Origin of the sequence: Actinomadura sp. WMMA1423, from assembly GCF_006547145.1 — a bacterium.
Classification (GTDB): Bacteria; Actinomycetota; Actinomycetes; order Streptosporangiales; family Streptosporangiaceae; genus Spirillospora.
The window spans coordinates 8,112,468-8,136,490 of record NZ_CP041244.1 but is presented as its reverse complement, the minus strand read 5'-3'; the positions used below and the strand labels follow the sequence as shown (position 1 = coordinate 8,136,490).

Here is a 24,023-nt window from a genome sequence, read left to right as displayed (position 1 = left end):
CATGTTTCCCCTTTTCAGGACCTCAATCGGAGTGGTTTTTATCCGTCGCGCCCTGGTCCCGGGGCACCTGGTCGCCCTGCGCCTCCAGCTCGGCGCGGATCCGGGCGGTGTCCCCGCTGGGCCAGAGCCGGTCGATCTCGGCGTTCAGCGCGGCCCCGATCAGCACCGCGAGCGCCGCCACGTACAGCCAGGCGAGGAGCGCGATCGAGGCGGCCAGCGACCCGTACACCGACACCCCGCTGAGCGAGCCGGCCAGGTAGATCCGCAGGACGAAGCTGCCCACGATCCAGATCAGCAGCGCCAGCGCGGCGCCGGGGGTCTGGCGCCACCAGGACGTCCGCACCGGGACGCTCATGTGGTACAGCAGGGAGAGGAAGACGATCGACAGGCTCACCACGACCGGCCAGTACAGGGCCTGGACGGCCTCGGCGCTCTCCGGCAGCACCTGCCGGACCAGCGCGGGCCCGGCCACCAGCATCGGGATCACGACGATCAGGGTCAGCAGCCCGATGAGGTAGAGCACGAACGCCCGCGTCCGGGTGCGGATCACGCCGCGGACGCCCGAGAGCCCGTAGGCGATCGTGATCGTGTCGACGTAGACGTTCGTCGCCCGCGACCCCGCCCACAGGGAGATCAGGAAGCTGACCGACACGATGTCGGGGCTGCCGCCCTTGATCACGTCGTCGATCAGCGGGATGACGACCGTCTTGACGGTCGGGCCGGTCAGCACCGTCTGGGCCTGCTCGATCACCCAGGAGCGCACCTCCGCGATCGTCTGCTCGCCGAACAGGCCGCGCAGGTGGCCCATCGTGCCGATGAGCCCGATGACGAGGGGCGGCAGCGAGACCAGGGCGAAGAACGCGGCCTCCGCCGCGAGGCCGGTGACCCGGTAGCGGAACCCGCCGATCGCGGTGCCCTTGGTCAGCGTCCAGGAGATCCCCGCCGCGGTCCGGGCGTCGGCGCGCACGCGGGCGGCGATGCGGTCGCGGCGGCCGCGCAGGCGCCGCCGCGGGCCTTCCGGGTCCTGTCCGGAAGGGGAGTCCCCGGCCCGGGGGGTGCCCGCTGCGTCGGAGACGGTGGTCACACCGCCCCACCGTAGAGGGTTGTGCGCCCGGAGCATGCCGCATCGCCCACTTCACTGGTCCGCTTCGCGCGTGGCGTGGCGATCGCCTCCCCCGCCCGGTCGTCTCGCAGGCGTGCCGCCCGATCCGTGCACATCCCTTGGCCCATACCCGCTATGACGGCACGGAACGTCATCCAGACCATGATCATCTGCGCCCGACCACGAGAAACCGGGCATTTGCCTTCATGAGTGACAATAGAAGACATGATCTGCCAGTCGTGCCGCGAGCGCCACCACGAGAAGTGCCGTGGCGGGTCCTGGTGCGACTGCCAGCACCACCCCGCCCCCGCCGCGCCGTCCTCCCCCGAGCGTCCGGCGGTCCCGTCCGGCGCGGATTCCGCCGCCGCCGGCGAGGCCGAACCCCAGGTGAACTGGAGGCGGCAGGGATGACGCATCTCACGCGTCCGCATGCCGGACGTCACTGGACAGTCCGCGAGACGCCGTGTCACAGTTCAGGTATGACTGCCGCGGACCCGTTGCTGGCCAAGCGCCGGCACGTCGACTTCCTCCGCGTCCGCAGCGCGATCTGTAGGTGACGCTCCGACCACGCCCCTGTACAGCCGGGCGCGTGGCGCATCGGCGTCACCTTTGACCTCACCCTGCTCAGCGTCGAGCCGGCTGCCTCAGAGCGCCGGTGCGCCGCGCGTCCCTCACGACCACAGATGAGGACGCGCGCCGTGCCACCCGCGACCAAACGCAAGAAGGGCGAGGGCCAGTGGGCCCTCGGCTACCGCGAACCGCTCAACAAGAACGAAGAGAACAAGAAGAACGACGACGGCCTGAACGTCCGCCGCCGGATCATCGACATCTACTCCAAGAGCGGCTTCGACTCGATCGACCCCTCCGACCTGCGCGGCCGGTTCCGCTGGATGGGCCTGTACACCCAGCGCAAGCCCGGCATCGACGGCGGCAAGACCGGCGCGCTGGAGGACGAGGAGCTCGAGGACCGCTACTTCATGATGCGGGTGCGCATCGACGGCGGTCAGCTGAGCGGCCCGCAGCTGCGCACGATCGCGGACGTCTCCACCCGGTACGCGCGGGGCACCGCCGACATCACCGACCGCCAGAACGTCCAGCTGCACTGGGTGCGGATCGAGGACGTCCCGGCGATCTGGGAGGCCCTGGAGGCGGTCGGGCTGCACACGATGGAGGCCTGCGGCGACGTGCCGCGCGTGATCATCGGCTGTCCGCTGGCCGGGATCGCGGCGGACGAGGTCGTCGACGCGACCCCGCAGCTGCGCGAGATCCACGACCGCTTCATCGGCTCGCCCGAGTTCTCCAACCTGCCGCGCAAGTTCAAGACGGCGATGTCGGGCTGCACGTCGCACTGCACGGTCCACGAGATCAACGACATCGCGTTCACGGGCGTGGTGAACGACGCGGGCGAGACCGGCTACCAGGTGTTCGTCGGCGGCGGGCTGTCCACCAACCCGATGTTCGCGCAGAGCCTCGGCGTGTTCGTCAAGCCCGAGCAGGCGAGCGAGGTGTGGCACGGCGTCACCTCGATCTTCCGCGACTACGGCTACCGGCGGCTGCGCAGCCGCGCGCGGCTGAAGTTCCTGGTGAAGGACTGGGGCGTCGCGAAGTTCCGCGAGGTGCTGGAGAAGGAGTACCTCGGGTACGCGCTGCCGGACGGCCCCGAGCCCGCCGCGCCGCTCGCCCGCCGCGACCACGTCGGGATCCACCCGCAGAAGGACGGCGCCCACTACGTCGGGTTCGCGCCCCGCGTCGGACGCGTGAACGGCGAGCTGCTCGGCGTCATCGGCGACCTCGCCGAGCGCTACGGCTCCGGCCGGGTCCGCACGACCAACGAGCAGAAGATGGTCATCCTGGACGTCCCGGAGGAGAGCACCGAGGCGCTCGCCGACGCGCTGGCCGAGCACGACCTCCAGGTCCGGCCGTCCACCTTCCGCCGCCAGACGATGGCGTGCACGGGCATCGAGTACTGCAAGCTCGCGATCGTCGAGACCAAGCAGCGCGCGATGGACCTGATCGACGACCTGGAGAAGCGGCTCCCCGACTTCGACCAGCCGCTGACGATCAACGTCAACGGCTGCCCGAACGCCTGCGCCCGCATCCAGGTCGCCGACATCGGGCTGAAGGGCCAGCTCGTCGTGGACGACGACGGCGAGCAGGTCGAGGGCTTCCAGATCCACCTCGGCGGGCGCCTCGGCGCCTCGTTCGGCAAGAAGGTCCGCGGGCTGAAGACCACCTCGGCCGGGCTCACCGACTACGTCGAGCGCGTCGTGCGCAGGTTCGACGAGCAGCGCGCCGGCGGCGAGACCTTCGCCGAGTGGGTGCACCGCGCCGACGACTCCGACCTCAAGTGAGCCGGGGTGATCGCGCGTGAGCGAGCGGATGACGCCCTTCTACTGCCCGTACTGCGGCGAGGAGAGCCTTGAGCCCGGCGGAGAGACGCCCGGCACGTGGTTCTGCCCCGACTGCGTCCGTTCCTTCAGCCTGAAATTCCTCGGTGTCGGCGCCCCCCGCACCGCGAGCAAGGAGGTCCCCCGGTGACCCTGCTGGAGACCGACAGACCCACGCTCGACCTTGAGGACATCGTCGAGTCGGCCGCCGCCGCCCTGGAGGGCGCCCCCACCCTCGAGGTCATCCGGTGGGCGGCCGCCACGTTCGGCGACCGCATCTGCCTCACCTCGTCCATGTCGGACGCGGCTCTGATCCACCTGGTGTCGAAGGTGAAGCCGGGCATCGACGTGCTGTTCGTCGACACCGGCTACCACTTCGCCGAGACGATCGGGACGCGCGACGCCGTCGAGGCCGTCTACCCGGTCAACGTCATCAACGTCACCCCGTCCCGCACGGTCGAGGAGCAGGAGGCGGCGCTCGGGCCGCGCCTGCACGGCCGCAACCCCGACCTGTGCTGCCACCTGCGGAAGGTGGAGCCGCTCGGCCGCGCGCTGGAGGGCTACATGGCCTGGTTCAGCGGCATCCGGCGGGACGAGACCGCGAGCCGCCGCGACCGGCGGGTCGTCGAGTGGGACCGCAAGCGCGGCATGGTCAAGGTGAACCCGATCCTCGACTGGACCCAGGAGGAGATGGACAACTACATCGAGGACAACGGGGTGCTCGTCAACCCGCTGCACTACGACGGCTACCCCTCGATCGGCTGCGCGCCGTGCACCCGTCCGGTGGCGCCGGGCGAGGATCCGCGCAGCGGCCGGTGGGCCGGGATGGGCAAGACCGAGTGCGGCATCCACCTGTGAACGCCCCCGTGGTCGCGGTGGCGCACGGCAGCCGGGACCCCCGCGCCGCCGCGACCGTCGCCGCGCTGCTCGACGCCGTCCGGGCGCGCCGCCCGGACGTGCCCGTGCACGCGTCGTTCCTGGACCACGCGCCGCCCGCACCCGACCGGGTGCTGGACGGCCTGGCCCGGGGCGGGGCGGACGAGGCGGTCGTGCTGCCCCTGCTCCTCACCGCGGCCTACCACAGCAAGACCGACATCCCGGGCGTCCTGAACCGGGTGCGGGGTCGGCACCCGCGGCTCGCCCTGCGCACAGCGGACACGCTGGGCCCGCACCCGCTGCTGCTGGACGCCCTGGAGCGGCGCCTGGCCGAGGCGGGCGTGGCGCCCGGAGACCCCGGCACGGCGGTCGTCCTCGCCTCGGCGGGCTCCAGCGACGCGTCCGCCAACGCCACGGTGGCGGGGCTGGCGCGGCGGTGGCGTGCGCGCGGCTGGCGGGACGTGGTGCCCGCGTACGCGACGGCCGCCCGTCCCTCGCCGGGCGACGCGGTGCGGGCCCTGCTCGACGCGGGCGCGCCGCGCGTCGCGGTGGCGTCGTACATCCTCGCCCCGGGCCACTTCGTCGACAAGGTCCGCCGGGAGTCCGTGGCGGCCGGCGCCGCCGCGGTCTCCCCCGCCCTCGGCGCGGCGCCGGAGGTCGCCGACCTGATCGTCCGCCGCTACGCCGAGGCGCTGGAGGCCCCCCGCGCGGCGGCCGCCGTCTGATCGGGCGTTCGACCCGCCCGCGGCCGGGTATGCGGGGTCCCATGACGCGAGAGGAACCCGGCCACGAGCCCGAGAAGACCGACGACCGCCGCTTCGCCCCGGTGAACGAGGGTTCCGACGCCCGCGGACGCACCGTCCCGGACGGCGAGGAGACCAGCGGCACCGGCACCCCCGGCGTGCGCTACGAGCACCCCGACAGCCTGCCCCCGGACGAGGCGGGCGTCGAGGAGGCCGAAGCGCACGACGACTCCCGCTGACCACCCGGCGGGAACGCGGCCCCGGGCGCCCGGGTTCATTTGCGGTCGTTCCACCAGGTGGTGATGGCGCGGCGGAGCGGCGCGTGGTGCTCATCGTCGACGATCTTGATGTCGCCCATCACGGCGTGCGCGGTGATGCGGACGACGGGGACGCGGGCGCCGGGGTGCGGATCGCGGACGGCGACCCGCCGGTCGCCGAGGAAGTTGTGTCCCGACAGCTCGATGCTGACGCCGTCCGGAACGATGATCTTGACGTCGCCCATCACGGCGGTCGCGGAGATGTGCACCTCGCCGGTGGGGACCTGCGCGCCGCGCAGGTCGAGCTCGACGTCGCCCATCACCGACACGGCCTCGAGCGGGCCGTCGATGCGGCCGACGATGCGCTCCTTGCAGTCGCCCATGACGGCGGTGAACTTGCGCTTGACCTGCACGGGCGCCGGGTTCGCGCCGGGCGCGCCCATGCCGGGCAGGTCGGCGGTGATGGGTTCGAGGTCGCCGCGGGTGACGGCCGCGTAGGCGGCCTCGGTGCGCTCGGTCAGCTCCTCGAAGGTGAGCCTTCCCTCCACCGACGCGATCCGCAGCTCCTCGACCACGGCCTCGCGCTCGGCGTCGGACGCCCGCACCGTGTCGGGCGCGCTCGCCGCGTCGACCGGCCGGGGGACGGATCCGGCGTCCGGCCGCCGCTCCAGCGGGCGGCTCGGGCAGGGCCGCTCCGGCTGCGGACTGGACTGACTCATGATTTCGAAGGTATGCCCCCCGCGGCCCCGGACAATCCGCCGCGCGGACGAGATCGCCCCACCACCTGAGGAGGATGGACGTCCGGCCACCCCAGAGGCATGATCAAGTTCTTGTCCGAACCTCGTTCTGTATTCTGCGGGTGGACGGCACGAACGTTGGGAGAGCACGTGACGCACGAGGTGTTCAACCAGGTCCCCCCGCTCGCCGGGCACGACGTGTCCGACGAGGCGGCCCTGCTGGACGGGCTGCACCGCGAGGGCGCCGGATGGGCCGAGGCGCAGGTGCGCGAGCTCGGCCTCCTCGCCGGAACCGAGCGGGCCCAGGAGTGGGGGCGCCTCGCCAACGAGCACCCGCCCGTCCTGCGCACCCACGACCGCTGCGGGCACCGGATCGACGAGGTCGAGTTCCACCCGGCGTGGCACGAGCTGATGACGGTCGCGGTGACGCACGGCCTGCACGGCTCGGCCTGGACCGACCCCCGCGAGGGCGCCCACGTCGCCCGCGCCGCGAAGTTCTACACCTGGCGCGTCGACGCCGGGCACGGCTGCCCGATCTCGATGACCTACGCCGCCGTCCCCGCGCTGCGGCAGTCGCCGGAGCTGGCCGCGCGGTACGAGCCGCTCCTGGCCCGGCCCGAGTACGACTTCGGGCTGCGGCCCCCGCTCACCAAGACCGCCCTCCTCGCCGGCATGTCCATGACCGAGAAGCAGGGCGGCTCGGACGTCCGGGCCAACACCACCACGGCCGCGCCCCAGCCCGACGGGACGTACCGGCTCGTCGGCCACAAGTGGTTCACCAGCGCCCCGATGTGCGACGTGTTCCTCACCCTCGCCCAGGCGCCCGGCGGCCTGACCTGCTTCCTCGTCCCCCGCGTCCTGCCGGACGGCGGTCTCAACCCGCTGCGCCTCATGCGCCTGAAGGACAAGCTCGGCAACAGGTCCAACGCGTCCTCCGAGGTCGAGTACGACGAGGCGGTCGCCTGGCGGGTCGGCGACGAGGGCCGCGGCGTCCGCACCATCATCGAGATGGTCAACATGACCCGGCTCGACTGCGTGATCGGCGCCGCGTCCGGGATGCGCCTCGGCGTCACCACCGCCGCCCACCACGCGGCCCACCGCTCGGCGTTCGGCAAGGCGCTGATCGACCAGCCGCTGATGCGCAACGTCCTGGCCGACCTCGCGATCGAGTCCGAGGCCGCCACCACCACGATGCTGCGCCTCGCGGGCGCCACCGACCGCTCGGTGCGCGGCAGCGAGTCCGAGACCGCCTTCAAGCGCCTGGCCCTCGCGATCAGCAAGTACTGGATCTGCAAGCGCTGGCCCGCCCACGCCGCCGAGTCCCTCGAATGCCTGGGCGGCAACGGCTACGTGGAGGACTCCGGAATGCCCCGCCTCTTCCGAGAGTCCCCCCTGAACTCGATCTGGGAGGGCTCCGGCAACGTAGCGGCGCTCGACATTCTGCGGGCCGTGCTCCGCGAGCCGCAGACCTTGGAGGCGTTCTTCGAGGAGGTCGAGCTTTCCCGAGGAGCCGACAAGCGCCTCGACGCGGCCATCAAGGACGCCAAGGAGAGCTTCGCCGACACCACGACCATCGAGTACCGCGCCCGCCGAGTAGCCGAAAACCTGGCGCTAGTCCTCCAGGCATCGCTGCTGGTCAGGCACGGTCACCCGGCGGTCGCCGACGCCTTCTGCGCCACCCGCCTGGCCGGCGACTGGGGCGGCGCCTTCGGCACCCTGCCGCCAGGCCTGGACGTCGCCCCCATCATCGACCGCGCCACCCCGAAGGTCGGCTGAATCCTCACTCAAGGTCGCCGAGCCGGGGAATCCGCCGGGTTCTTGCCGGTAGGTGTGTTCAGGGGGTGGCGGGTTTGCGGGCGGTGAGCAGGCGGGTCGGGACCCACGGACTGCCCCACCACGCGCGCCAGCCGAGGCCGCGCACGCCTATGTCCTCGGCATCCAGCCGGGCCAGCACCTCGGCGTACTCGCGGGGGGTCCGGGCCAGGTCGGCGATCAGCAGGCGGCCGCCCGGCCGCAGCACCCGGTACGCCTCGGTGATCGCTTGGGCGCGGGCGTCCGCGCCGAAGATGGTGTGCACCGTGAGGCTGGACACGACCAGGTCGAAGCTCGCCTCCGCGTACGGGAGCCTGCGCAGGTCACCCCCCTGCACGTGGACGCGGTCGGCGACGCCTTCGGCGCGGGCGTTGCGCAGGGTCGCCGCCGGGGTGTTGCCGGACTGGTCCCGTCCGCGCCACAGGTCCACGCCGACGGCCCGGCCCTGAGGGAGGCGCCGCGCGGCGGCCAGCAGGACGGCGCCGCGTCCGCAGCCGAGGTCGAGCAGCCGTTCGTCGCCGCGCAGGTCCAGTTCGTCCAGCACGTCCCGCCAGACCAGGAACTTGCCGCGCAGCGTGACGTGCAGGCTCAGGGCGAGGCATCCCGCCAGCAGGGTGCCGGAGACCAGCGCGGGCAGCGCGGCGGCCAGATCGGCGGTGACCACCATCACCAGCCCGGTCACCCAGAACCCCAGCACCACCAAGCCCACGAAGCCGAATCCGTAGGGCGCATCCATCCCGTACCGCGCGCCAGGCATCCCGCCACTCTGCCACGAACCGGCCGCTTGGGGGGCGGGCTACGACACACCGGTGCAGCACGACCAACTCGCCGCCGAGTACCCGATGCCGCCTCTTTATCCGGCGTACGCCTCCTTGGTCTGGAGGCTCGGGCGGTGGCCATCAGCCCGTCCAAGGCTTCGCGCGTGCGTATGAGGTCGGTGATGTGCGCGGAGCCGGTCGCGCTCCTGGGCCATCCGCTCCAACGCCGCGTCGGAGTTCGTCTCGCTCGGCGCAGCCAACCCCGACCTGGTCGAAAGTCTGAGGCTCGGACTCCCGCTGGCCGTCGCCGACGAGGCCACCTACTACCAGGGCGGCGACGCGGGCTACCTGACATATTCGCCCTAGCGTCACACGGCCTGACGGCAGGATCCAGGCCCCGCCCACGGCACCTCTCCGGTCAAGGCCGGCCGCCGCCGAGCCCGGCTCGACGGCCGAGCGGGCGCCGGGCGGCCCCGGACGCGTACGACCCGGGACCGGAGGTCGGGGTCGCAGCGTCAGATTTCACGAAAAGCCCTTGGGCATAGGGGTTTTCGCAGTCTGGACGAGCCTCGCGAAGCTACGATTCGGGGCAAGATCTCCTGAGCGTTGAGGTGCACATGACCGAGTCGTCCCCGCAGATTCCCACCGGCGTCCCCACCGCGGCACGCGTCTACGACGTGATGCTCGGCGGCAAGGACAACTACGAGGTGGACCGGGCGGTGGCCGAGGCGAGCCTCGCGATCATGCCGGAGCTGCGGGACATCGCCCTGCACAACCGCGCGATGCTGCACCGCGTCGTCCGCTACCTCGCCGCCGAGGAGGGGATCACCCAGTTCCTCGACCTGGGATCGGGCCTGCCGACCGTCCGCAACACCCACGAGGTCGCCCAGGAGACCAACCCAGAGGCCCGCGTGGTGTACGTCGACATCGACCCGATCGTGCTCGCGCACGGCCGGGCGATCCTGGCCGACAACGCGAACACCACCGTGGTGACCGCCGACATCCGCCGACCCGGCGACCTCCTCGGCCTGCCGGAGGTCCGCGCGCTCATCGACTTCGACAAGCCCGTCTGCGTGATGCTCGTCGGCATCCTGCACCACCTCGCCGACGAGGAGAAGCCCGGCCAGATCGTCCAGGTGCTCCGGGACGCGGTGCCCAGCGGCTCCTTCTTCTTCATCACCAACTTCACCCGCCTGGGCGACGCCCCCGAATCCGTCGCGCTGGAGAAGCAGCTCCTGGAGCAGCTCGGCTCCGGGCGCGTCCGCACCCCCGCCGAGCTGGCCGCGTTCTTCGACGGCTTGGAGATCCTGCCGCCCGGCCTCGTCCCGCTTCCGCTGTGGCGCCCCGACGAGCCCGTCCTGGACGCCAGCACCATCGACGTGCGCTTCATGACGGGCGGTCTCGGCCGCAAGTCCTGATTCCCGTCCGCGGTTCCTGCGGCGCCGAACCCGTGTCCCCATGCGGCCTTATCCCCCGAAACAACACATACCTACCGCGCCCGACCGTGTGGTCGGTCATGTTCATCGGGATCTGCCCAGAACCAGCGAGAACGGCAACGTCGTAACCTTCGTCACAGTCGTCGGCCTCTGCCAGCACTGTTGATCAAGACTGGACACCTCGCAGAACTCCTGGACGAATTCCAGGAAGGTCGGTTCCCGAATTTGGTCTAGTTCTGGATGGGATGAGAGCACCACCAGACCAGCAGGCAGGATATTTTAGGCGACGAGCGCGTCAACCATCGGCGTCCGCTTGAATCCATAATGTAGCCCAATGTGCAGTTGGGTGGTCTTGTCGTGCAATGTCCGAGAAGACCCTTTCCATAGAGAGTGGGTAGCCAATGCAGGCAGCACATGCCCTTTTGTGGCGAAGAAGTACTTTCTGTGTTGGTGATGGAAATTGCGTGGAAGCGGCGCGCATGCCGGACGGGAACATCGCGGTCCGGGACACCAAGCGAGGCGACGGCGGGCCGATCCTGACCTTCTCCGCGGCCGCCTTCGACGCCCTGCTCAAGCAGGCGAAAACCGAGGTCCCTTCGCGAACCGCGTAGTTTCGTCCGCGCGCGTCGCCGAGGCCCTCTCAAAGCTCCTTGACGGCCTCGGCGATGCGGTCCCTGGACTTCTGGGGCGACAGAGAACTCGACTTGAAGCTTTCCCACGCGAGACGGTAGTGCCGGGTGATGTCGGTGTCGAGCACCTCCGCCGACTGGACGCTGTCGATGAAGAGAACTTCCGGGAAGTTCACGTCATGGGCGGGCAGGAAGTTGAGGATCGTGAAAGATTCGTTGAAGACCGGAACGTGTGCGGCCTTCAGCGGGTGTATGCGCAGTTCGATGTTGGGCATCTCCGCCAGTTCGATCAACTTCGTCAACTGGCGCCGCATCGTGCCCCGGTTTCCGATGGAGCGCATCAGCACCGATTCGTCGAGGACGCTCGAGAAGTCCAGCGGATGCTCACGATACAGAATCTGCTGGCGGCGCATCCGCACTTCGACCAACCGGTCGGCCTGGGCCGCGGAAATCCCTTGGAACGCGCTCCTTCCACCTTCGATGATGTGATAGGCGTACTCCTCTATCTGCAAAAGCCCCGGGATGTTGTAGGTGACATGGTTCGCCGCGGAGTCGGCCTCGTCCTCGAGGGCGACATAGGCCGCGAACTCCGCGAAGATCAGGTCCTTCGCGTACCGCGCCCACCAGCCGCGCCGGGTGGCGGCGTCCGCCAGCGCCAGGAGCTCGCTCTTGTGCTGTCCCGCGACCTCGTAGAGGTCGAGCAGGAGGCGCACGTCGGAGACGCTGATGCCGATCCTGGCCGTCTCCACTCTGCTGATTTTGGATGGGGACCAGTCCAGCAGGGCGGCGACATGGTCGGCGGTGAGGTCGCGCCGGGCGCGAAGCCGTCGGAGTTCGGCGCCCAGGCGACGCCGTCGGACACTCGGGGCCGCTGCCACGATGCCTCCACCCTCCAGTAGGTAGCATGCGCTCTTGTCGACTCCCCCAATCCTCGTAGGCGGCTTCGGTGATTGCAATGCAAGTTGCACAATCGGATTAGAGAATCTCAGAACCCCGCCGAAGGGCACAATGCTCGACATACCAGCACTACACGGGCGTGATTATGGCTACGGGTGTCAGAAGTAGCAGCCACGGCCGATAGGTGCGCCTTGCCGGATGGATCCTTCCACGGCGTGCATGTTGCACACTCTGGCCTCTGTACGGACACTGGGATCGACGTCCTCTGCCGGGAGGACACGGGGTGTGAATGGGAGCGGCTCAGTGACCAGCCATCCGGTGCACAGGAGCATCCTCGCCCTCGATATCGAGAGTTCGACCGCCCCCCTGCGTACCAACCCGATCAAGAAAGAGCTGCGTGATCTGCTCTACGGGTTCCTGAACAAGGCGATGGAGTACGCGGGTGTGGGCGAGGAGCGGCACGATCGCCTCGACGACCGCGGCGACGGGATCCTCCTGCCGATCCGCCCGGTGGACGATGTGCCCAAGACCTTTCTGCTGTCCCGGCTCGTGCCGGAACTGACCCGGCAGCTCACCGACTACAACCTCGGGCTGTCCTCTGTCGAACGCATGCGGCGAGAACTGCGGGTGCGCGCGGCGATACACGCCGGTGACATCCTGTGCGACGAAACGGGCTGCATCGGGGAAGCGGTGGACGTCGCATGCCGCATGCTGGATTCCCCGAAACTCAAGGCGGTCTTACGGTCGGTTCCGGCGCCCATGGTCTTAGCAGTTTCCAGCGAGATCTATTGGGGGATCGTCAGGCACGAGTACGGTGGCATCGACGCCAGTGACTACCACCCGCATTACAGCGTCGTGGTCTGCGGCCGGCGCCAACAGGTGTTCGTGCACGTACCGTCACCGCTCGTCCTCGCCTCCTGAAGCCGACGAAGCTCGGGCAGGAACCGCCGCCGTCGAGCGCCCCCGAAGGGCCTCAGAGCTCGTCGGCGGCCTCGGGGGTGGAGACGATGCCCTCGGCCAGGCTGCCGAGCCGGACGTTGAGGTTCTGCGAGGTGCGGGACAGCAGCTCGAACGCCTTGTCGCGGTCGAGGCCGCGGCGGGCCATCAGGATGCCGGTGGCCTGGCCGATCACGGTCCGGGTGTCGAGCGCCCTGCGCAGGTTCACCATCTGGTTCTCGGCCTCGGCCCGGGTGCGGGCGCCGTCGGCCGCCGTCCGGACGACGGCCAGGGCGAGGGAGGCGTGCGTGGCCAGCAGCAGCGCGGTGTCGCAGGCGATGCCGTCCAGCGTCTCGCGCCCCCGCGAGTAGATGTTGAGCGCACCGACGGCCTCGTCCGACTCCGTGGGCAGCAGCAGGGCGGTGGCCAGGACGGACGCGTAGCCGTGGGAGGCGGCGGCGGGGCCGAACTCCGGCCACGCGGGGTCGGCCGCCAGGTCGCCGCTGCGCGCGAAGGCGGCGCCCGCGGGGTCGGCGGCGGTCAGGCACGGCCCTTCCCCGAGCCGGTACTGGAGCCGGTCGAGTTCGACCGCCGCCGGGTCGCTGTGGAACGGCGTGCGCAGGTCGCCGTTGCGCTCCCGCAGTGTGATGCTGGCCATGTCGGCGCCCGGCACCAGGATCTGGGCGGCCAGGAGGATGCGCCGCAGAACACCGTCGACCGTCTCCGCCTCCAGCAGGGAGCGGGTCAGCTCCACCATGTGGCCGGCGGAGTCCGGGAAGCGGTCGGAGCCGGTTGCGAGCCGGTCGTTCACCGAGTTCTCCTTCCAACGTGTCACCTGGCGGCTCGTGAGCGCGGTCATCCCCCGGGGGACCGCCGCAATCGCATGTTATTGCGTGCCCGCCAACGGGCCGAACGCCCCTCGCCACAGGGCCCGCGGCCCTCCCCGCCGGTTTGAGGCCACCGCGGATGGGGAGATGAGTCGAGACGACCGATCCGGTCTTCCGGGGTCCAACAGCGCGGCTCCACTTCACTTCGACGTTCCGAGTGAGGTGGTCCCATGCGCACGACCTTCACCCTCTCGCAGCTCCTGCCGCCCGGGACGCCGCCGCGCGTCCGCGCCGCCCACGGATGCGAGCCGCCTCGCCGTCGCGGAAGAGCCCGCCTCCCCCGGCCCTCGTCCGCGTCCGCGGAGCCCCCCGCACGGCACCCGCTCTTCGACGCCAGGATGGAGCCTCTGTGACACATGCCAAGGCACCGGTGAGGGACGAGACCAGGCCCGCCGTCCCCGGCCGGTCCGAACCGCCCCCCGCCGAGCTGCTGCTGGACGAGATGAACCACCCGGAGACCTCCCCCGGGCGGCGGAGCCGGCTGAGGGCCATGCTCGTCGACTCGCAGGCCCCCATGGTCGAGTCGATCGCGCGGCGCTACGCGCACCGCGGCGAGCCCCTGGAGGACATCCGGCAGGTCGCCTACCTCGGTCTGGTGCTGGCCATCAACCGCTTCGACCCCGAGCGCGGCGACAACTTCCACGCCTACGCCTACCCCGTCATCCTCGGGGAGGTGCGCCGCCACTTCCGGGACCGGACGTGGGGCATCCGGGTCACGCGCCGCATCCAGGAGCTGCGCCCGCGGCTGGTGGACGCCACCCAGCGGTTCTCGCAGGACAACGGCCGCTCCCCGACGCCCAGCGAGCTGGCCGAGTTGCTCGGCCTCGGCCTGGACGAGGTCACCGAGGCCATCATCGCGTGGGACTCCTACAACCCGCTCTCCCTCGACGCCCCGGCGGAAGGCGCCTCCGATACCGACACCAGCCTCATCGTCGACCACCTGGGCGCCGAGGACCCCGACCTCCAGCACGTGGTCGAGCGGAAGACCCTCTGGTCCCTGCTGAGCGAGCTGCCCGAACGGCAGCGCACCATCGTCCTGCTGCGCTTCTTCGGCAACCAGACGCAGACGCAGATCGCCGAACGGTTCGGCATCTCGCAGATGCACGTCTCCCGCCTGCTCAGCAAGTCCCTGCTCCAGCTGCGCCACGGCATGCTCCCGGCCTGAGGGCCCTACCAGGGGAGCGGGCCGTCCTCGCCGAAGAAGCCGGCGGTGGGCCCGTCCGGTCCGAGCGTGGCCAGACGCACAACGACGGCGGCGCCCTGCGCGGGGGTGAGATGCCCGGTGTGGGCGTTGCTGTCGGTGTCGACGAAGCCGGGGGCGACGGCGTTGACGAGCACTCCGTCCTTCCGCAGCTCGTTGGCGTACTGGACGGTCAGCGCGTTCAGCGCCGCCTTGGAGGGCGTGTAGGCGGCCGACGGCAGCAGCGCGGAGAAGGGACCGTCCGGGTCGCCGGTGAGGGCCATCGACCCGGCGTGGCTGCTGACGTTGACGACGCGCGGCGCCGGCGACCTCCGCAGCAGCGGCAGCATGGCGTTGGTCACCGCGATCACACCGAAGACGTTGGTCTCGAACACCGCCCGGACCATCTCCAGGTCGACCGTGCTCGGAATCTGGTCCACGGCGTCCTGGGGCGTCACCTGGCCCGAACCGGTGATGCCCGCGTTGTTGACCAGGACGTCGAGGCGCCCGTAACGCTCCTCGACCCACGTCGCGGCCTCCTGGAGCGTGGCCGTGTCGGTGACGTCCAGGACGACCGCGTGCACGTCGCCGCCCGCCGCGCGCAGCGCCGCGGCGGCCTCCTCCCCGCGCCGGCGGTCCCGCGCACCGGCCAGGACCGTCATGCCCCGGGCGGCGAGCTCCTCGGCGACCGCCCGGCCGATCCCCTTGTTCGCCCCGGTGACCATCGCGACCGTCCGGCGCCCGGCGTCCTCGTTCATGTGGATCTCCCGTTCTCCTGGCCTGCGCGGCTCTCCACGCGGCTCCGGACACGAGATGACGGCGGCCCCCGCTCCCGTGACAGCGCCCGCTTGTGACGTGCGCCACTGCCCCTGCGTGTCACAGACGGACGGGGCCCGGCGTCCAGTGCACGTCAAGGGACGCGTTACGGGAGAGGGCCATGGACGGACGAACAAAGGACGCGACCGGTGGCCGTATGGACGCCGCCACCGAGGCGTTCGTCGCGCACCGCAACCTGCTCTTCACCGTCGCCTACGAGATGCTCGGCTCGGCCGCGGACGCCGAGGACGTCCTGCAGGAGACCTGGCTGCGGTGGACGGGCGTCGATCTCGAAGGGGTACGGGAGCCCCGCGCGTACCTGGTGCGGACCACCACCCGGCAGGCGCTCACCCGGCTGCGCACGCTGCGCCGGCGCAAGGAGTCCTATGTCGGGCCCTGGCTGCCCGAGCCGCTGCTGACCGCGCCCGACGTGGCCGAGGACGTCGAGCTGGCCGAGAGCCTGTCGATGGCGATGCTGCTGGTGCTGGAGACCCTCGCGCCGACCGAGCGGGCGGTGTTCGTGCTGCGCGAGGTGTTCGACCTGGAGTACGGCGAGATCGCCCAGGCCGTGGGCAAGAACCCGGACGCGGTCCGCCAGATCGCCCACCGGGCACGCAAGCACGTCGCCGCGCGCCGGCCCCGCGACACCGCCTCCCCGTCCGACACCCGGGCCGCGCTCCGCGCCTTCCAGCGGGCGGTCGAGACCGGCGACCTGCAGGGCCTGCTCGACGTCCTCGCGCCCGACGTCGTCCTGCTGACCGACGGCGGCGGGGTCGTCCGCGCCGCCTTGGCGCCCGTCGTCGGGGCGGGCAAGGTCGCCGACCTGCTGGGCAGGCTCTCCGGCGCGGTCTCCCTGCACCCGACGCGGGTCAACGGCCACCCGGCCCTCGTCGTCAGCCGCGGCGGCGAGATCGACACCGTCGTGGCGACCCGCATAGACGACGGCCGCGTCACCGGCCTCTACGCCGTCCGCAACCCCGAGAAGCTCTCCCGCATGACTCAGGAGACCCTCCTTCACCGCTGACCTGCGAGCAGCCACCGGGAAGGCCGCCTCCGCTCATCCGACGGCGGCGCGCAGCCACTCCCCCAGCGCCCGGTAGTCGGCGTTGGTGATCCCCCTGCCCGGATCGACCCGGTGAGCGAGAGCCGGTCCCGGGTGCCGCGCGGCCACCCAGGCGCGGTCCCTGCCGGTGATCTCGTCGTCGACCCAGGCGAAGGGGCGTCCCGCCGCCCACGCGACGAGGGCGCGGGTCTTCCAGTGCAGGCCGTGCCGCTGGTCCCGCTCTTCGGCGGCGGGATCGTGCGGCCAGCTCACCATCGGCAGGCGCGGCAGCCCCAGGATCGGTGCGACGCACTCGTTCGCGTCGTCCATCCAGGTGGTGGCCCAGACCAGCTCGCAGGGCAGCGCCCTCAGCCTGGGTCCGTGCGCGGGGTCGATCCGGGCCAGCAGGGGGTTCGACCCGGCGTGCGGCGACGGGGCCGGCCGGTAGGCGGGGTGATCGCCCGGCCCGAAGGGGATGAGCGGTCCGTCGACGTCGAGGAAGAGCAGCGGCCGCTGTGGAACTCCGGTCACGGGCGCACACTAGCGGGAACCGGGTGTATTCCCGCCGCGGGTGATCACCCGTTCGTCTCGCCGGGATCGGTGGGGGCGGGGCCCAGGAGGCGGGTGACCGTTTCCCTGACCGCGGCACGGACGTGGTCCGGGTCGTCCAGGTCGAAGCCGACGGCCAGGCCGTCCCTGAGCAGCATCAGGGATTGGGCGGTGCGGTCGGGGTGGGGGTGGCCGCCGGCGGTCAGCAGCTCGCGGAACAGGCTCCGGAGCCACTCCCGGAACTCGTCGATGGCGCGGCGCACGGGGTGGGCCGGGTCCGGGTACTCGGCGGCGGCGTTGATGAACGGGCAGCCGCGGTAGGCGGGATCCGCGCCGACCTCGCACATCCGCTCGAACACGCCGCCGATCGCCTCGCGGGGCGACGCGGACTCGGGCAGGTCGGCCAGGCCGCGCTGCCTGCGGCTCTGCTCGGCGATGTAGGCGAGGACGAGGTCGTCCTTGCTCGGGAAGTGGTGGTAGAAGGTCGCCTTCGCCACTCCGGCCTCGGCGATGATCCGGTCCACGCCCACGGCGTGCACGCCCTCGGCGTAGAACAGGCGCGTCGCGGTGTCGAAGACGCGGTTCCAGGCCGCGCTCCGGCGAGGTGGCGAGCTCGTGGTCACGCCTTGACGCTACCAGACAGACCGGTCTAGTCTCCGTAACAGACAGAACTGTCTGTCTACTTACGAAGGGACAGCTCATGCGGCAGTACACCGCCACGGCCACCGCGACCGGGCGCGACGGGCGCGCGTACACCCCCGACGGGCGGCTGGACCTCCAGATGGCCCTGCAGAAGGAGCTCGGCGGGAGCGGCGACGGCACGAACCCCGAGCAGCTGTTCGCGGCCGGGTACGCCGCGTGCTTCGCCAGCGCCATGCAGCTGGTCGCGCGGAAGCAGAAGGTCGACGTCTCCGGCCTGTCGGTCACCGCGGAGGTCGGCCTCGGCCCGAACGGCGAGGGCGGCTTCCAGCTCGACGCCGTCCTGCGGGTGAAGCTGCCCGACGCGCTCGGCGCGGAGGCCAAGGAGCGGCTCATCGAGGCCACCCACCAGGTGTGCCCGTACTCCAACGCCACGCGCGGCAACATCCCGGTGGAGCTGGTGGCGGTCTGAGCACGCGGCGGGCGGGCCGCCTCCGGACTGGCCTGATCCGGCCGTCGGCCTCGTCCGGCCGACGGCCGGGTCGGATCAGGGGGCCGGATCAGGGCTTGCGGGCGACCCCGCAGAGGGTCGAGGTGCTCGGCGTCTCGCCGAACGGGCTCGGCTCGGGGCGCCACTTCTCGCACGCCACCACGCCGGGCTCGACCAGTTCGAAGCCGTCGAAGTACCCGGCGATCTGCTCCGGGCGGCGCAGCCGGTACGGGACGGCGCCGGTGTCGTCGTACTCCTGCTGCGCCTTGTTGTGGGCCTCGTCGGTGTCGGTGTCGTCGTAGAGGGCCAGGTGGCTGCCGGAGGGAAGGCCCGCCATCAGGGTCCGGATGATGTGCAGGACCTCGTCGTAGGAGTCGATGTGCCCGAGGACACCCATCAGCATCAGGGCGATCGGACGGTCGAAGTCGAGCTTGCCCCGGGCGACCCGGAGGATCTGCTCGGGGTCCCGCATGTCGGACTCAATGTAGCTGGTCTCCCCCTCGGGACGGCTCGTCAGCAGGGCGTGCGCGTGGGAGAGCACGAGCGGGTCGTTGTCGACGTAGACGATGCGCGCCTCGGGCGCGACGCGCTGCGCCACCTCGTGGGTGTTGTCGACGGTGGGAAGCCCGGTGCCGACGTCGAGGAACTGGCGGATCCCCGCCTCCCCCGCCAGGTACCGGACGGCGCGGGCCAGGAAGTGCCGGCCGGTCCGCGCGATGTCCACGATCCCCGGATAGATGCTGACGTACTGCTCGCCGGCCTCGCGGTCGACCGGGTAGTTGTCCTTTCCGCCGAGCCAGTAGTTCCATATCCGCGCGGAGTGCGGAACGGAGGTGTCGATCGCGCTGCCCGGATCGTCGGCCATGGCCTTCTCCCTGCTGTGCTCCACCGGTGGTCGCGCATAAAATAGATCATTCCCCCGGAGCCGCGACACCGACCGACGAAGCGAGGCCCAGAGTGCGTTATGGGCGGCTTGCCGCGGTCGCGGTGACCCTGATACTGCTCGGCGTGCTCGCCGGCTGCGGCGGCGGCGGAGCGCCGCCCAGGGAGCAGCGGGCCCGGGTCGAGGTCGCCCTCCTGGTCGACGGCGGCGCCCATGTCGACCTCTACGCGGCGGGCCGGCTGCGATCGGACGCCGAGGCGCGGGCCCTGGCCGGGCGGGTCGCCGGGGCGATGTTCCCGGGCGCGAAGACTTTCCGCGTCCGCACGAGAAAAGGCCGCGGGACGGCGTTCGCCCGAGCCGAGATCGACCGCGCCTATCGGACGGGACGGAGTCCCTCCCTGCGAATCGACACTTCCGGAGCCGTACGCGAACTGACCGCGCGGGGTTTCGACGACACGGCGATGAAATTGCGGCTTCCGCCGGTGCCGGCGACCGTGCGTCCCGACAAATCCGGGCTTCGCCTCTGGCACCTGCGGAAAGGCGCCCCGGCCCCTGTCGTCGCCATCGTCATGAGGCCCGAGCCGGCCCGCTGGTACGGCGTGATGGCGCTTCCCGCGCTGGGCGCGCTGGGCGTCGCGCTGGGCTTCTTCGTCCGGCGCCGCGCGCTGGCGGTGCCCGCGGCCGCGCTCGCCGTCGCCGCCGCCCTCCTGGCCGTGCCGCTGGGCGCGGGACGGCGCGGAGCCGACCTCGGCGTCGCCGGGCTGCTCCACGGGACGGCCCTGGACGTGGCGTCCGTCGCACCGCTCACCGCCATCCCCCTGGGCCTGCCCGCGGCGATGCTGCTGGTCGCCATGGCCGTCCGGGGGCTGCTCGGCCCGCCCGCGCGGCACGAGCACGAGGCGCCGCCGCGCGACACCGGCGTGTTCTGGTGATCTTGAACGATCCGGCATGCTCGCCCAGGGTCGATTGATCGTAAACTGAGGGTCATGTCCGGCGATCGCCCCTCATGCACATGCGTGATGTGCCGTGACTACGGCGACCGCGACCGCCTGGACAACTTCCAGCTCCGCACGATCGTGCACGTCACCCAGTACGGGTGGAGCGTCGTCCTCGTCCAGCCGGACGCGGAGGGGCCCGGCTGGGCCTACACGGTCGGCCTGTGGCACAGCCACCGCGCCCCCGAGCTCGCGATGTTCGGCGGCGACGTGTACGAGACGGAGGAGATCCTCAACATGCTCGGCCGGGAGACCACCGAGGGGCGCGGGCCCGCGGACGGCGAGCGCCGCGACGGCGTGGTCCGGGGGCAGCAGGCGGCCTTCCGCGACGCCGACCCCCACTGGTTCGACGGCCTGTTCGGCGGCGCGGTGGCGTTCTACCGGCGCCCGCCGCTGCCGATCCTCCAGGTCGTCTGGCCCAACGGGGAGGGCCTGTTCCCGTGGCAGCCCGGCACCGACCTGCCCTTCCGGCACTCCCAGCCGTGGCTGTGGCTGCACCCCCGGCAGCATCCCGCCGGCGCGTGGACCCGGCGGCTGTCGGACAAGCGGGCCGACTGGCGCCGCTGACGGCCGCGACACGGGTCCGCCGGGCCGCGAGAGCATACGATCGGCGGGTGTACGGGCCGATCGCCGACACCATCCGCACCCAGCGGCTCGTCCTGGAGCCCCTGGAGGTCCACCACGCGGAGGAGATGGCCCCCGTCCTGGACGATCCGCGCCTGCACCGCTACATCGGCGGCGAGCCCCTCACGCTGGACGAGCTGCGCGCCCGCTACGCGCACCTGGCGGCGGGCCCGGCGCCCTTCCACCAGGAGTACTGGCTTAACTGGATCGTCCGCCGCGTCCGGGACGGGCAGGCCGTCGGCTACGTCCAGGCGACGGTCACGCCGGCGGCGCCGGAGTTCACGGTGGCGTCCGCCTCGGCGGGGGCCACGGTCACGCCGGGCCCCCCGCGGCTCGTCGCCTCGGTCGCCTGGGTCATCGGCATGCCGTACCAGGGGTTCGGGTTCGCCACCGAGGCCGCCCGCGCGCTGCTGGACCGGCTCGCGGCGCACGGGCTGCGCGACGTCGTCGCGACCGTCCACCCGGACAACCGCGCCTCCGCGACCGTCGCGTCCAGGATCGGGCTGCGCCCCACCGGGGAGACCCGCGACGGCGAGACCGTCTGGCGCCTCCCCCGCCGCGCCGCGCCGACGTGAAACCCTTTGCGGCGGGCCGTGGCGCGCGGGACGCGAGCGGGTAGGCCACAATCGACGCGCCAGGAGAAACCGGTCGAGGGGTGGAGGATCATGCGGGAGGTATGGCCCGGGGACCCCTATCCGCTGGGCGCCACCTGGGACGGCACGGGCACCAACTTCGCGCTGTTCTCCGAGGTGGCGCGGCGGGTCGAGCTGTGCCTGTTCGACGCCGACGGCCGCGAGACCCGGCGCGACCTGCCCGAGGTCGACGGGTTCGTCTGGCACGGCTACCTGCCGGGGATCGGGCCCGGCCAGCGCTACGGGTACCGGGTGCACGGGCCGTTCGACCCCCGCGAGGGGCACCGCTGCAATCCGTCCAAGCTGCTGCTCGACCCGTACGGCAAGGCCGTCGCGGGGGTCACCCCGCACGAGCTGATCCGCTGGCACGAGTCGCTGTTCTCCTACCGGTTCGCCGACCCGGACGCGCTGAACGAGGACGACAGCGCCCCCTACATGCCGAAGAACGTGGTGGTGAACCCGTTCTTCGACTGGGGCGACGACCGGGCGCCGCGCGTCCCCTACCACGAGAGCGTCATCTACGAGGCGCACGTGAAGGGCCTGACGAAGCTGCACCCCGCCATCCCGGAGGAGCAGCGCGGCACCTACGCGGGCCTCGCGCACCCGGTGATGATCGACCATCTGCTCGACCTCGGCGTGACGGCGGTCGAGCTGATGCCGGTGCACCAGTCGGTCCCCGAGCACGCGCTGGTGGCGCGGGGCCTGGACAACTACTGGGGCTACAACACGATCGGCTTCTTCGCGCCGCACAACTCCTACAGCTCGTCCGGGCAGTCCGGGGAGCAGGTGCTGGAGTTCAAGGCGATGGTCCGCGCCCTGCACGAGGCGGGCATCGAGGTCATCCTGGACGTCGTCTACAACCACACGGCGGAGGGCGACCACCTGGGCCCGACGCTGTCGTTCCGGGGCATCGACAACGCCTCCTACTACCGGCTGCGCGACGACGACAAGCGCTACCACCTCGACTACACCGGCTGCGGCAACTCGCTGAACGTCCGGCACCCGCACGCGCTCCAGCTCATCATGGACTCGCTGCGCTACTGGGTCCTGGAGATGCACGTCGACGGGTTCCGCTTCGACCTCGCCTCGGCGCTGGCCCGCGAGCTGCACGACGTCGACCGGTTGTCGGCGTTCTTCGACCTCGTCCAGCAGGACCCGGTCGTCTCCCAGGTGAAGCTCATCGCCGAGCCGTGGGACGTCGGCGAGGGCGGCTACCAGGTCGGCAACTTCCCGCCGCTGTGGACGGAGTGGAACGGCAAGTACCGCGACACCGTCCGCGACTTCTGGCGCGGCTCGTACGCGACGATGCCGGAGTTCGCGTCCCGGCTGACCGGCTCCTCCGACCTCTACGAGAACAGCGCGCGCCGCCCGTTCGCCTCCATCAACTTCGTGACCTGCCACGACGGGTTCACCCTCACCGACCTCGTCTCCTACGACCACAAGCACAACGAGGCCAACGGCGAGGACAACCGCGACGGCACCGACGACAACCGGTCCTGGAACTGCGGCGTCGAGGGGCCCACCCGCGACCCCGCCGTCCTCGACCTGCGGGCCCGGCAGCGCCGCAACTTCCTCGCGACGCTGTTCCTGTCGCAGGGCGTGCCGATGCTCTCCCACGGCGACGAGCTCGGCCGCACGCAGCGGGGCAACAACAACGCCTACTGCCAGGACGACGAGCTCGCCTGGGTCCACTGGGAGGACTCCGGCGACATGGAGTTCGTCCGGCTCCTGTCGCGGCTGCGGCACGACCACCCCGTGTTCCGGCGCCGCCGCTTCTTCACCGGGACGGGCCGCGGCGCCGCCGCCGACATCGCCTGGCTGACCCCGGCGGGCGAGAGCATGACCGATCACGACTGGAACGTCGGCTTCGCCAAGTCCCTCGGCGTGTTCCTCAACGGCGAGGCCATCTCCGAGCCCGACCCGCGCGGCCGGCGGGTGCGCGACGACTCGTTCCTGCTGCTGGTCAACGCCGGTTCGGAACCGGTCGAGTTCACGCTGCCCGGCGCCGAGTACGGCGAGCGCTGGGAGTTCGCCCTCGACACCGCCGAGCCCGGCACGGTCGGCGAGCGCCCCCGCCTCAAGAGCCGCGACGTCGTGACCCTCGTCGACCGCGCGCTCATCGTCCTGCGGCGCGGGGCGTGAGCCGCCGGGCTCACGCCCGGGTGACCTCCATCGCGGTCAGGAAGACCAGGACGAACGTCGCGACCGCCACCGCGCCGTGGACGGCGACCCCCGCGGCGGGGAACGCCTGCTCGGCGCCCCTGGCGTGGCGGCCGCCGCGTCCGACGAGCCAGCGGGTGAACAGCAGCACCCCCTGGAGGATGATGACGAGCAGGGCCGCGAAGGCGACCCAGGCGTAGACGACCTCCCCGGTGGCGACGTAGGCGACCCACACGGCCAGGCCCGCGACGGCCGAGAGCGGATGCCCCGCCACGACCAGCAGCGGGAACCGCGTCACCTTCGTCGAGAGCCCCCCGTTGACCAGCCAGACGACCAGCAGGTACCCGCCCGCGACGGCGGCGATGATCCACGCGCCCAATGCGGCGTACTCCACCCCCCGCTCCTTCCGTGAGTTCCGCCCCGTCCCCCGTCGCCCAGTGTCGCGCCCAGACGCTTCCGGCATTACAGATTTCGTACAGATTGGGGGACAACCCGTAATTCCACCGGTCAAGACGCCCGTGGAACGGCCGCCGCCCGCCGCCCGTGTAGCTTGAGA

General features: G+C 71.4%; 27 protein-coding genes. 17 read left to right on the top strand and 10 right to left on the bottom strand.

All coding sequences use genetic code 11. The features are described from left to right. Nucleotides 1-22: 22 nt before the first annotated feature. A complete protein-coding gene (locus FKD65_RS37730) occupies nucleotides 23-1,084 on the bottom strand; it encodes a YihY/virulence factor BrkB family protein (RefSeq protein WP_240809799.1) in 1,062 nt (353 codons plus the stop codon). 243 nt (nucleotides 1,085-1,327) lie between these two features. Between FKD65_RS37730 and FKD65_RS37725 the strand changes: the two genes are divergently transcribed. From FKD65_RS37725 to FKD65_RS37700, 6 genes are all read left to right on the top strand, one after another. Continuing rightward, nucleotides 1,328-1,513, top strand: coding sequence for a hypothetical protein (locus tag FKD65_RS37725; protein ID WP_141583926.1), 186 nt, complete (start codon nucleotides 1,328-1,330; stop codon nucleotides 1,511-1,513). A gap of 287 nt (nucleotides 1,514-1,800) precedes the next feature. Next, on the top strand, nucleotides 1,801-3,453 hold the full coding sequence (locus FKD65_RS37720) for a nitrite/sulfite reductase (protein WP_141583924.1): 1,653 nt from the start codon (nucleotides 1,801-1,803) through the stop codon (nucleotides 3,451-3,453). 16 nt (nucleotides 3,454-3,469) lie between these two features. Beyond that, nucleotides 3,470-3,640 (top strand): Insertion element protein, encoded by a 171-nt coding sequence (locus FKD65_RS37715; protein WP_141583922.1) that lies wholly within the window; start codon nucleotides 3,470-3,472, stop codon nucleotides 3,638-3,640. Beyond that, entirely contained in the window at nucleotides 3,637-4,347 is a 711-nt protein-coding gene (locus tag FKD65_RS37710; protein WP_141583920.1) for a phosphoadenylyl-sulfate reductase, read from the top strand. The genes FKD65_RS37715 and FKD65_RS37710 overlap by 4 nt, the downstream gene beginning before the upstream one ends. Beyond that, a complete protein-coding gene (locus FKD65_RS37705) occupies nucleotides 4,344-5,090 on the top strand; it encodes a sirohydrochlorin chelatase (RefSeq protein WP_141583918.1) in 747 nt (248 codons plus the stop codon). The genes FKD65_RS37710 and FKD65_RS37705 overlap by 4 nt, the downstream gene beginning before the upstream one ends. Nucleotides 5,091-5,131: 41 nt before the next feature. Further along, a complete protein-coding gene (locus FKD65_RS37700) occupies nucleotides 5,132-5,347 on the top strand; it encodes a hypothetical protein (protein WP_141583915.1) in 216 nt (71 codons plus the stop codon). A gap of 35 nt (nucleotides 5,348-5,382) precedes the next feature. On the opposite strand, the gene FKD65_RS37695 is transcribed toward FKD65_RS37700, so the two are convergent. Continuing rightward, the gene (locus tag FKD65_RS37695; protein ID WP_240809798.1) at nucleotides 5,383-6,084 is read right to left on the bottom strand and encodes a DUF1707 domain-containing protein; all 702 of its coding nucleotides are present in this window, start codon (nucleotides 6,082-6,084) and stop codon (nucleotides 5,383-5,385) included. Between the two features lie 168 nt (nucleotides 6,085-6,252). Between FKD65_RS37695 and FKD65_RS37690 the strand changes: the two genes are divergently transcribed. Then, complete coding sequence (locus FKD65_RS37690; protein ID WP_240809797.1) at nucleotides 6,253-7,878, top strand: acyl-CoA dehydrogenase family protein; 1,626 nt, start codon at nucleotides 6,253-6,255, stop codon at nucleotides 7,876-7,878. Between the two features lie 58 nt (nucleotides 7,879-7,936). On the opposite strand, the gene FKD65_RS37685 is transcribed toward FKD65_RS37690, so the two are convergent. Further along, nucleotides 7,937-8,671 (bottom strand): class I SAM-dependent methyltransferase, encoded by a 735-nt coding sequence (locus tag FKD65_RS37685; RefSeq protein ID WP_141583911.1) that lies wholly within the window; start codon nucleotides 8,669-8,671, stop codon nucleotides 7,937-7,939. A gap of 618 nt (nucleotides 8,672-9,289) precedes the next feature. On the opposite strand from FKD65_RS37685, the gene FKD65_RS37670 reads away from it, so the two are divergent. Together FKD65_RS37670 and FKD65_RS37665 are read left to right on the top strand one after the other, a co-directional pair. After that, entirely contained in the window at nucleotides 9,290-10,090 is an 801-nt protein-coding gene (locus FKD65_RS37670; protein WP_141583909.1) for an SAM-dependent methyltransferase, read from the top strand. A 419-nt stretch (nucleotides 10,091-10,509) separates the two neighbouring features. Beyond that, on the top strand, nucleotides 10,510-10,719 hold the full coding sequence (locus FKD65_RS37665; RefSeq protein WP_141583907.1) for a DUF397 domain-containing protein: 210 nt from the start codon (nucleotides 10,510-10,512) through the stop codon (nucleotides 10,717-10,719). Between the two features lie 29 nt (nucleotides 10,720-10,748). On the opposite strand, the gene FKD65_RS37660 is transcribed toward FKD65_RS37665, so the two are convergent. Next, entirely contained in the window at nucleotides 10,749-11,615 is an 867-nt protein-coding gene (locus tag FKD65_RS37660) for a helix-turn-helix transcriptional regulator (RefSeq protein WP_240809796.1), read from the bottom strand. A gap of 322 nt (nucleotides 11,616-11,937) precedes the next feature. On the opposite strand from FKD65_RS37660, the gene FKD65_RS37655 reads away from it, so the two are divergent. Then, on the top strand, nucleotides 11,938-12,555 hold the full coding sequence (locus tag FKD65_RS37655) for a hypothetical protein (RefSeq protein WP_141583903.1): 618 nt from the start codon (nucleotides 11,938-11,940) through the stop codon (nucleotides 12,553-12,555). Nucleotides 12,556-12,607: 52 nt separating this feature from the next. Here FKD65_RS37655 and FKD65_RS37650 read toward each other — a convergent pair whose 3' ends face one another. Continuing rightward, nucleotides 12,608-13,381, bottom strand: coding sequence for a GAF and ANTAR domain-containing protein (locus FKD65_RS37650; RefSeq protein WP_205718393.1), 774 nt, complete (start codon nucleotides 13,379-13,381; stop codon nucleotides 12,608-12,610). Nucleotides 13,382-13,806: 425 nt separating this feature from the next. On the opposite strand from FKD65_RS37650, the gene FKD65_RS37645 reads away from it, so the two are divergent. After that, on the top strand, nucleotides 13,807-14,622 hold the full coding sequence (locus FKD65_RS37645) for a SigB/SigF/SigG family RNA polymerase sigma factor (protein ID WP_168221304.1): 816 nt from the start codon (nucleotides 13,807-13,809) through the stop codon (nucleotides 14,620-14,622). A gap of 5 nt (nucleotides 14,623-14,627) precedes the next feature. On the opposite strand, the gene FKD65_RS37640 is transcribed toward FKD65_RS37645, so the two are convergent. After that, complete coding sequence (locus FKD65_RS37640; RefSeq protein WP_141583896.1) at nucleotides 14,628-15,395, bottom strand: SDR family oxidoreductase; 768 nt, start codon at nucleotides 15,393-15,395, stop codon at nucleotides 14,628-14,630. A 179-nt stretch (nucleotides 15,396-15,574) separates the two neighbouring features. Here FKD65_RS37640 and FKD65_RS37635 point away from each other — a divergent pair, with 179 nt between their 5' ends. After that, the gene (locus FKD65_RS37635) at nucleotides 15,575-16,477 is read left to right on the top strand and encodes an RNA polymerase sigma-70 factor (RefSeq protein WP_141583894.1); all 903 of its coding nucleotides are present in this window, start codon (nucleotides 15,575-15,577) and stop codon (nucleotides 16,475-16,477) included. 33 nt (nucleotides 16,478-16,510) lie between these two features. Here FKD65_RS37635 and FKD65_RS37630 read toward each other — a convergent pair whose 3' ends face one another. Beyond that, nucleotides 16,511-17,026 (bottom strand): HAD domain-containing protein, encoded by a 516-nt coding sequence (locus FKD65_RS37630; protein ID WP_141583892.1) that lies wholly within the window; start codon nucleotides 17,024-17,026, stop codon nucleotides 16,511-16,513. A gap of 44 nt (nucleotides 17,027-17,070) precedes the next feature. Next, a complete protein-coding gene (locus FKD65_RS37625) occupies nucleotides 17,071-17,667 on the bottom strand; it encodes a TetR/AcrR family transcriptional regulator (RefSeq protein ID WP_141583890.1) in 597 nt (198 codons plus the stop codon). Nucleotides 17,668-17,744: 77 nt separating this feature from the next. On the opposite strand from FKD65_RS37625, the gene FKD65_RS37620 reads away from it, so the two are divergent. After that, nucleotides 17,745-18,155, top strand: a complete 411-nt coding sequence (locus FKD65_RS37620) for an organic hydroperoxide resistance protein (protein ID WP_141583888.1) — start codon at nucleotides 17,745-17,747, stop codon at nucleotides 18,153-18,155. An 88-nt stretch (nucleotides 18,156-18,243) separates the two neighbouring features. Here FKD65_RS37620 and FKD65_RS37615 read toward each other — a convergent pair whose 3' ends face one another. Further along, on the bottom strand, nucleotides 18,244-19,038 hold the full coding sequence (locus tag FKD65_RS37615) for an SAM-dependent methyltransferase (protein WP_141583886.1): 795 nt from the start codon (nucleotides 19,036-19,038) through the stop codon (nucleotides 18,244-18,246). A 122-nt stretch (nucleotides 19,039-19,160) separates the two neighbouring features. On the opposite strand from FKD65_RS37615, the gene FKD65_RS37610 reads away from it, so the two are divergent. The 4 genes from FKD65_RS37610 (at nucleotide 19,161) to glgX (ending at nucleotide 23,449) form a co-directional block, all read left to right on the top strand. Further along, nucleotides 19,161-19,988, top strand: coding sequence for a hypothetical protein (locus FKD65_RS37610; protein WP_141583884.1), 828 nt, complete (start codon nucleotides 19,161-19,163; stop codon nucleotides 19,986-19,988). Nucleotides 19,989-20,075: 87 nt separating this feature from the next. Beyond that, complete coding sequence (locus FKD65_RS37605) at nucleotides 20,076-20,618, top strand: DUF4262 domain-containing protein (protein WP_240809795.1); 543 nt, start codon at nucleotides 20,076-20,078, stop codon at nucleotides 20,616-20,618. 47 nt (nucleotides 20,619-20,665) lie between these two features. Then, nucleotides 20,666-21,250 (top strand): GNAT family N-acetyltransferase, encoded by a 585-nt coding sequence (locus FKD65_RS37600; protein ID WP_141583879.1) that lies wholly within the window; start codon nucleotides 20,666-20,668, stop codon nucleotides 21,248-21,250. A 90-nt stretch (nucleotides 21,251-21,340) separates the two neighbouring features. Next, complete coding sequence (glgX, locus tag FKD65_RS37595) at nucleotides 21,341-23,449, top strand: glycogen debranching protein GlgX (protein ID WP_141583877.1); 2,109 nt, start codon at nucleotides 21,341-21,343, stop codon at nucleotides 23,447-23,449. A 10-nt stretch (nucleotides 23,450-23,459) separates the two neighbouring features. Here the strand turns inward: glgX and FKD65_RS37590 are convergent, their stop codons facing one another. Then, nucleotides 23,460-23,861, bottom strand: coding sequence for a hypothetical protein (locus tag FKD65_RS37590; protein WP_141583875.1), 402 nt, complete (start codon nucleotides 23,859-23,861; stop codon nucleotides 23,460-23,462). Nucleotides 23,862-24,023 lie beyond the last annotated feature (162 nt).

Excerpts from the sequence above, each read along its gene's own strand:
- FKD65_RS37725 (WP_141583926.1), top strand. The coding sequence starts at position 1,328 with ATGATCTGCCAGTCGTGCCGCGAGCGCCACCACGAGAAGTGCCGTGGC.
- FKD65_RS37700 (WP_141583915.1), top strand. The coding sequence starts at position 5,132 with ATGACGCGAGAGGAACCCGGCCACGAGCCCGAGAAGACCGACGACCGC.
- FKD65_RS37695 (WP_240809798.1), bottom strand. The coding sequence starts at position 6,084 with ATGAGTCAGTCCAGTCCGCAGCCGGAGCGGCCCTGCCCGAGCCGCCCG.
- FKD65_RS37685 (WP_141583911.1), bottom strand. The coding sequence starts at position 8,671 with ATGCCTGGCGCGCGGTACGGGATGGATGCGCCCTACGGATTCGGCTTC.
- FKD65_RS37670 (WP_141583909.1), top strand. The coding sequence starts at position 9,290 with ATGACCGAGTCGTCCCCGCAGATTCCCACCGGCGTCCCCACCGCGGCA.
- FKD65_RS37665 (WP_141583907.1), top strand. The coding sequence starts at position 10,510 with ATGCAGGCAGCACATGCCCTTTTGTGGCGAAGAAGTACTTTCTGTGTT.
- FKD65_RS37640 (WP_141583896.1), bottom strand. The coding sequence starts at position 15,395 with ATGAACGAGGACGCCGGGCGCCGGACGGTCGCGATGGTCACCGGGGCG.
- FKD65_RS37635 (WP_141583894.1), top strand. The coding sequence starts at position 15,575 with ATGGACGGACGAACAAAGGACGCGACCGGTGGCCGTATGGACGCCGCC.
- FKD65_RS37620 (WP_141583888.1), top strand. The coding sequence starts at position 17,745 with ATGCGGCAGTACACCGCCACGGCCACCGCGACCGGGCGCGACGGGCGC.
- FKD65_RS37615 (WP_141583886.1), bottom strand. The coding sequence starts at position 19,038 with ATGGCCGACGATCCGGGCAGCGCGATCGACACCTCCGTTCCGCACTCC.
- FKD65_RS37605 (WP_240809795.1), top strand. The coding sequence starts at position 20,076 with ATGTGCCGTGACTACGGCGACCGCGACCGCCTGGACAACTTCCAGCTC.
- glgX (WP_141583877.1), top strand. The coding sequence starts at position 21,341 with ATGCGGGAGGTATGGCCCGGGGACCCCTATCCGCTGGGCGCCACCTGG.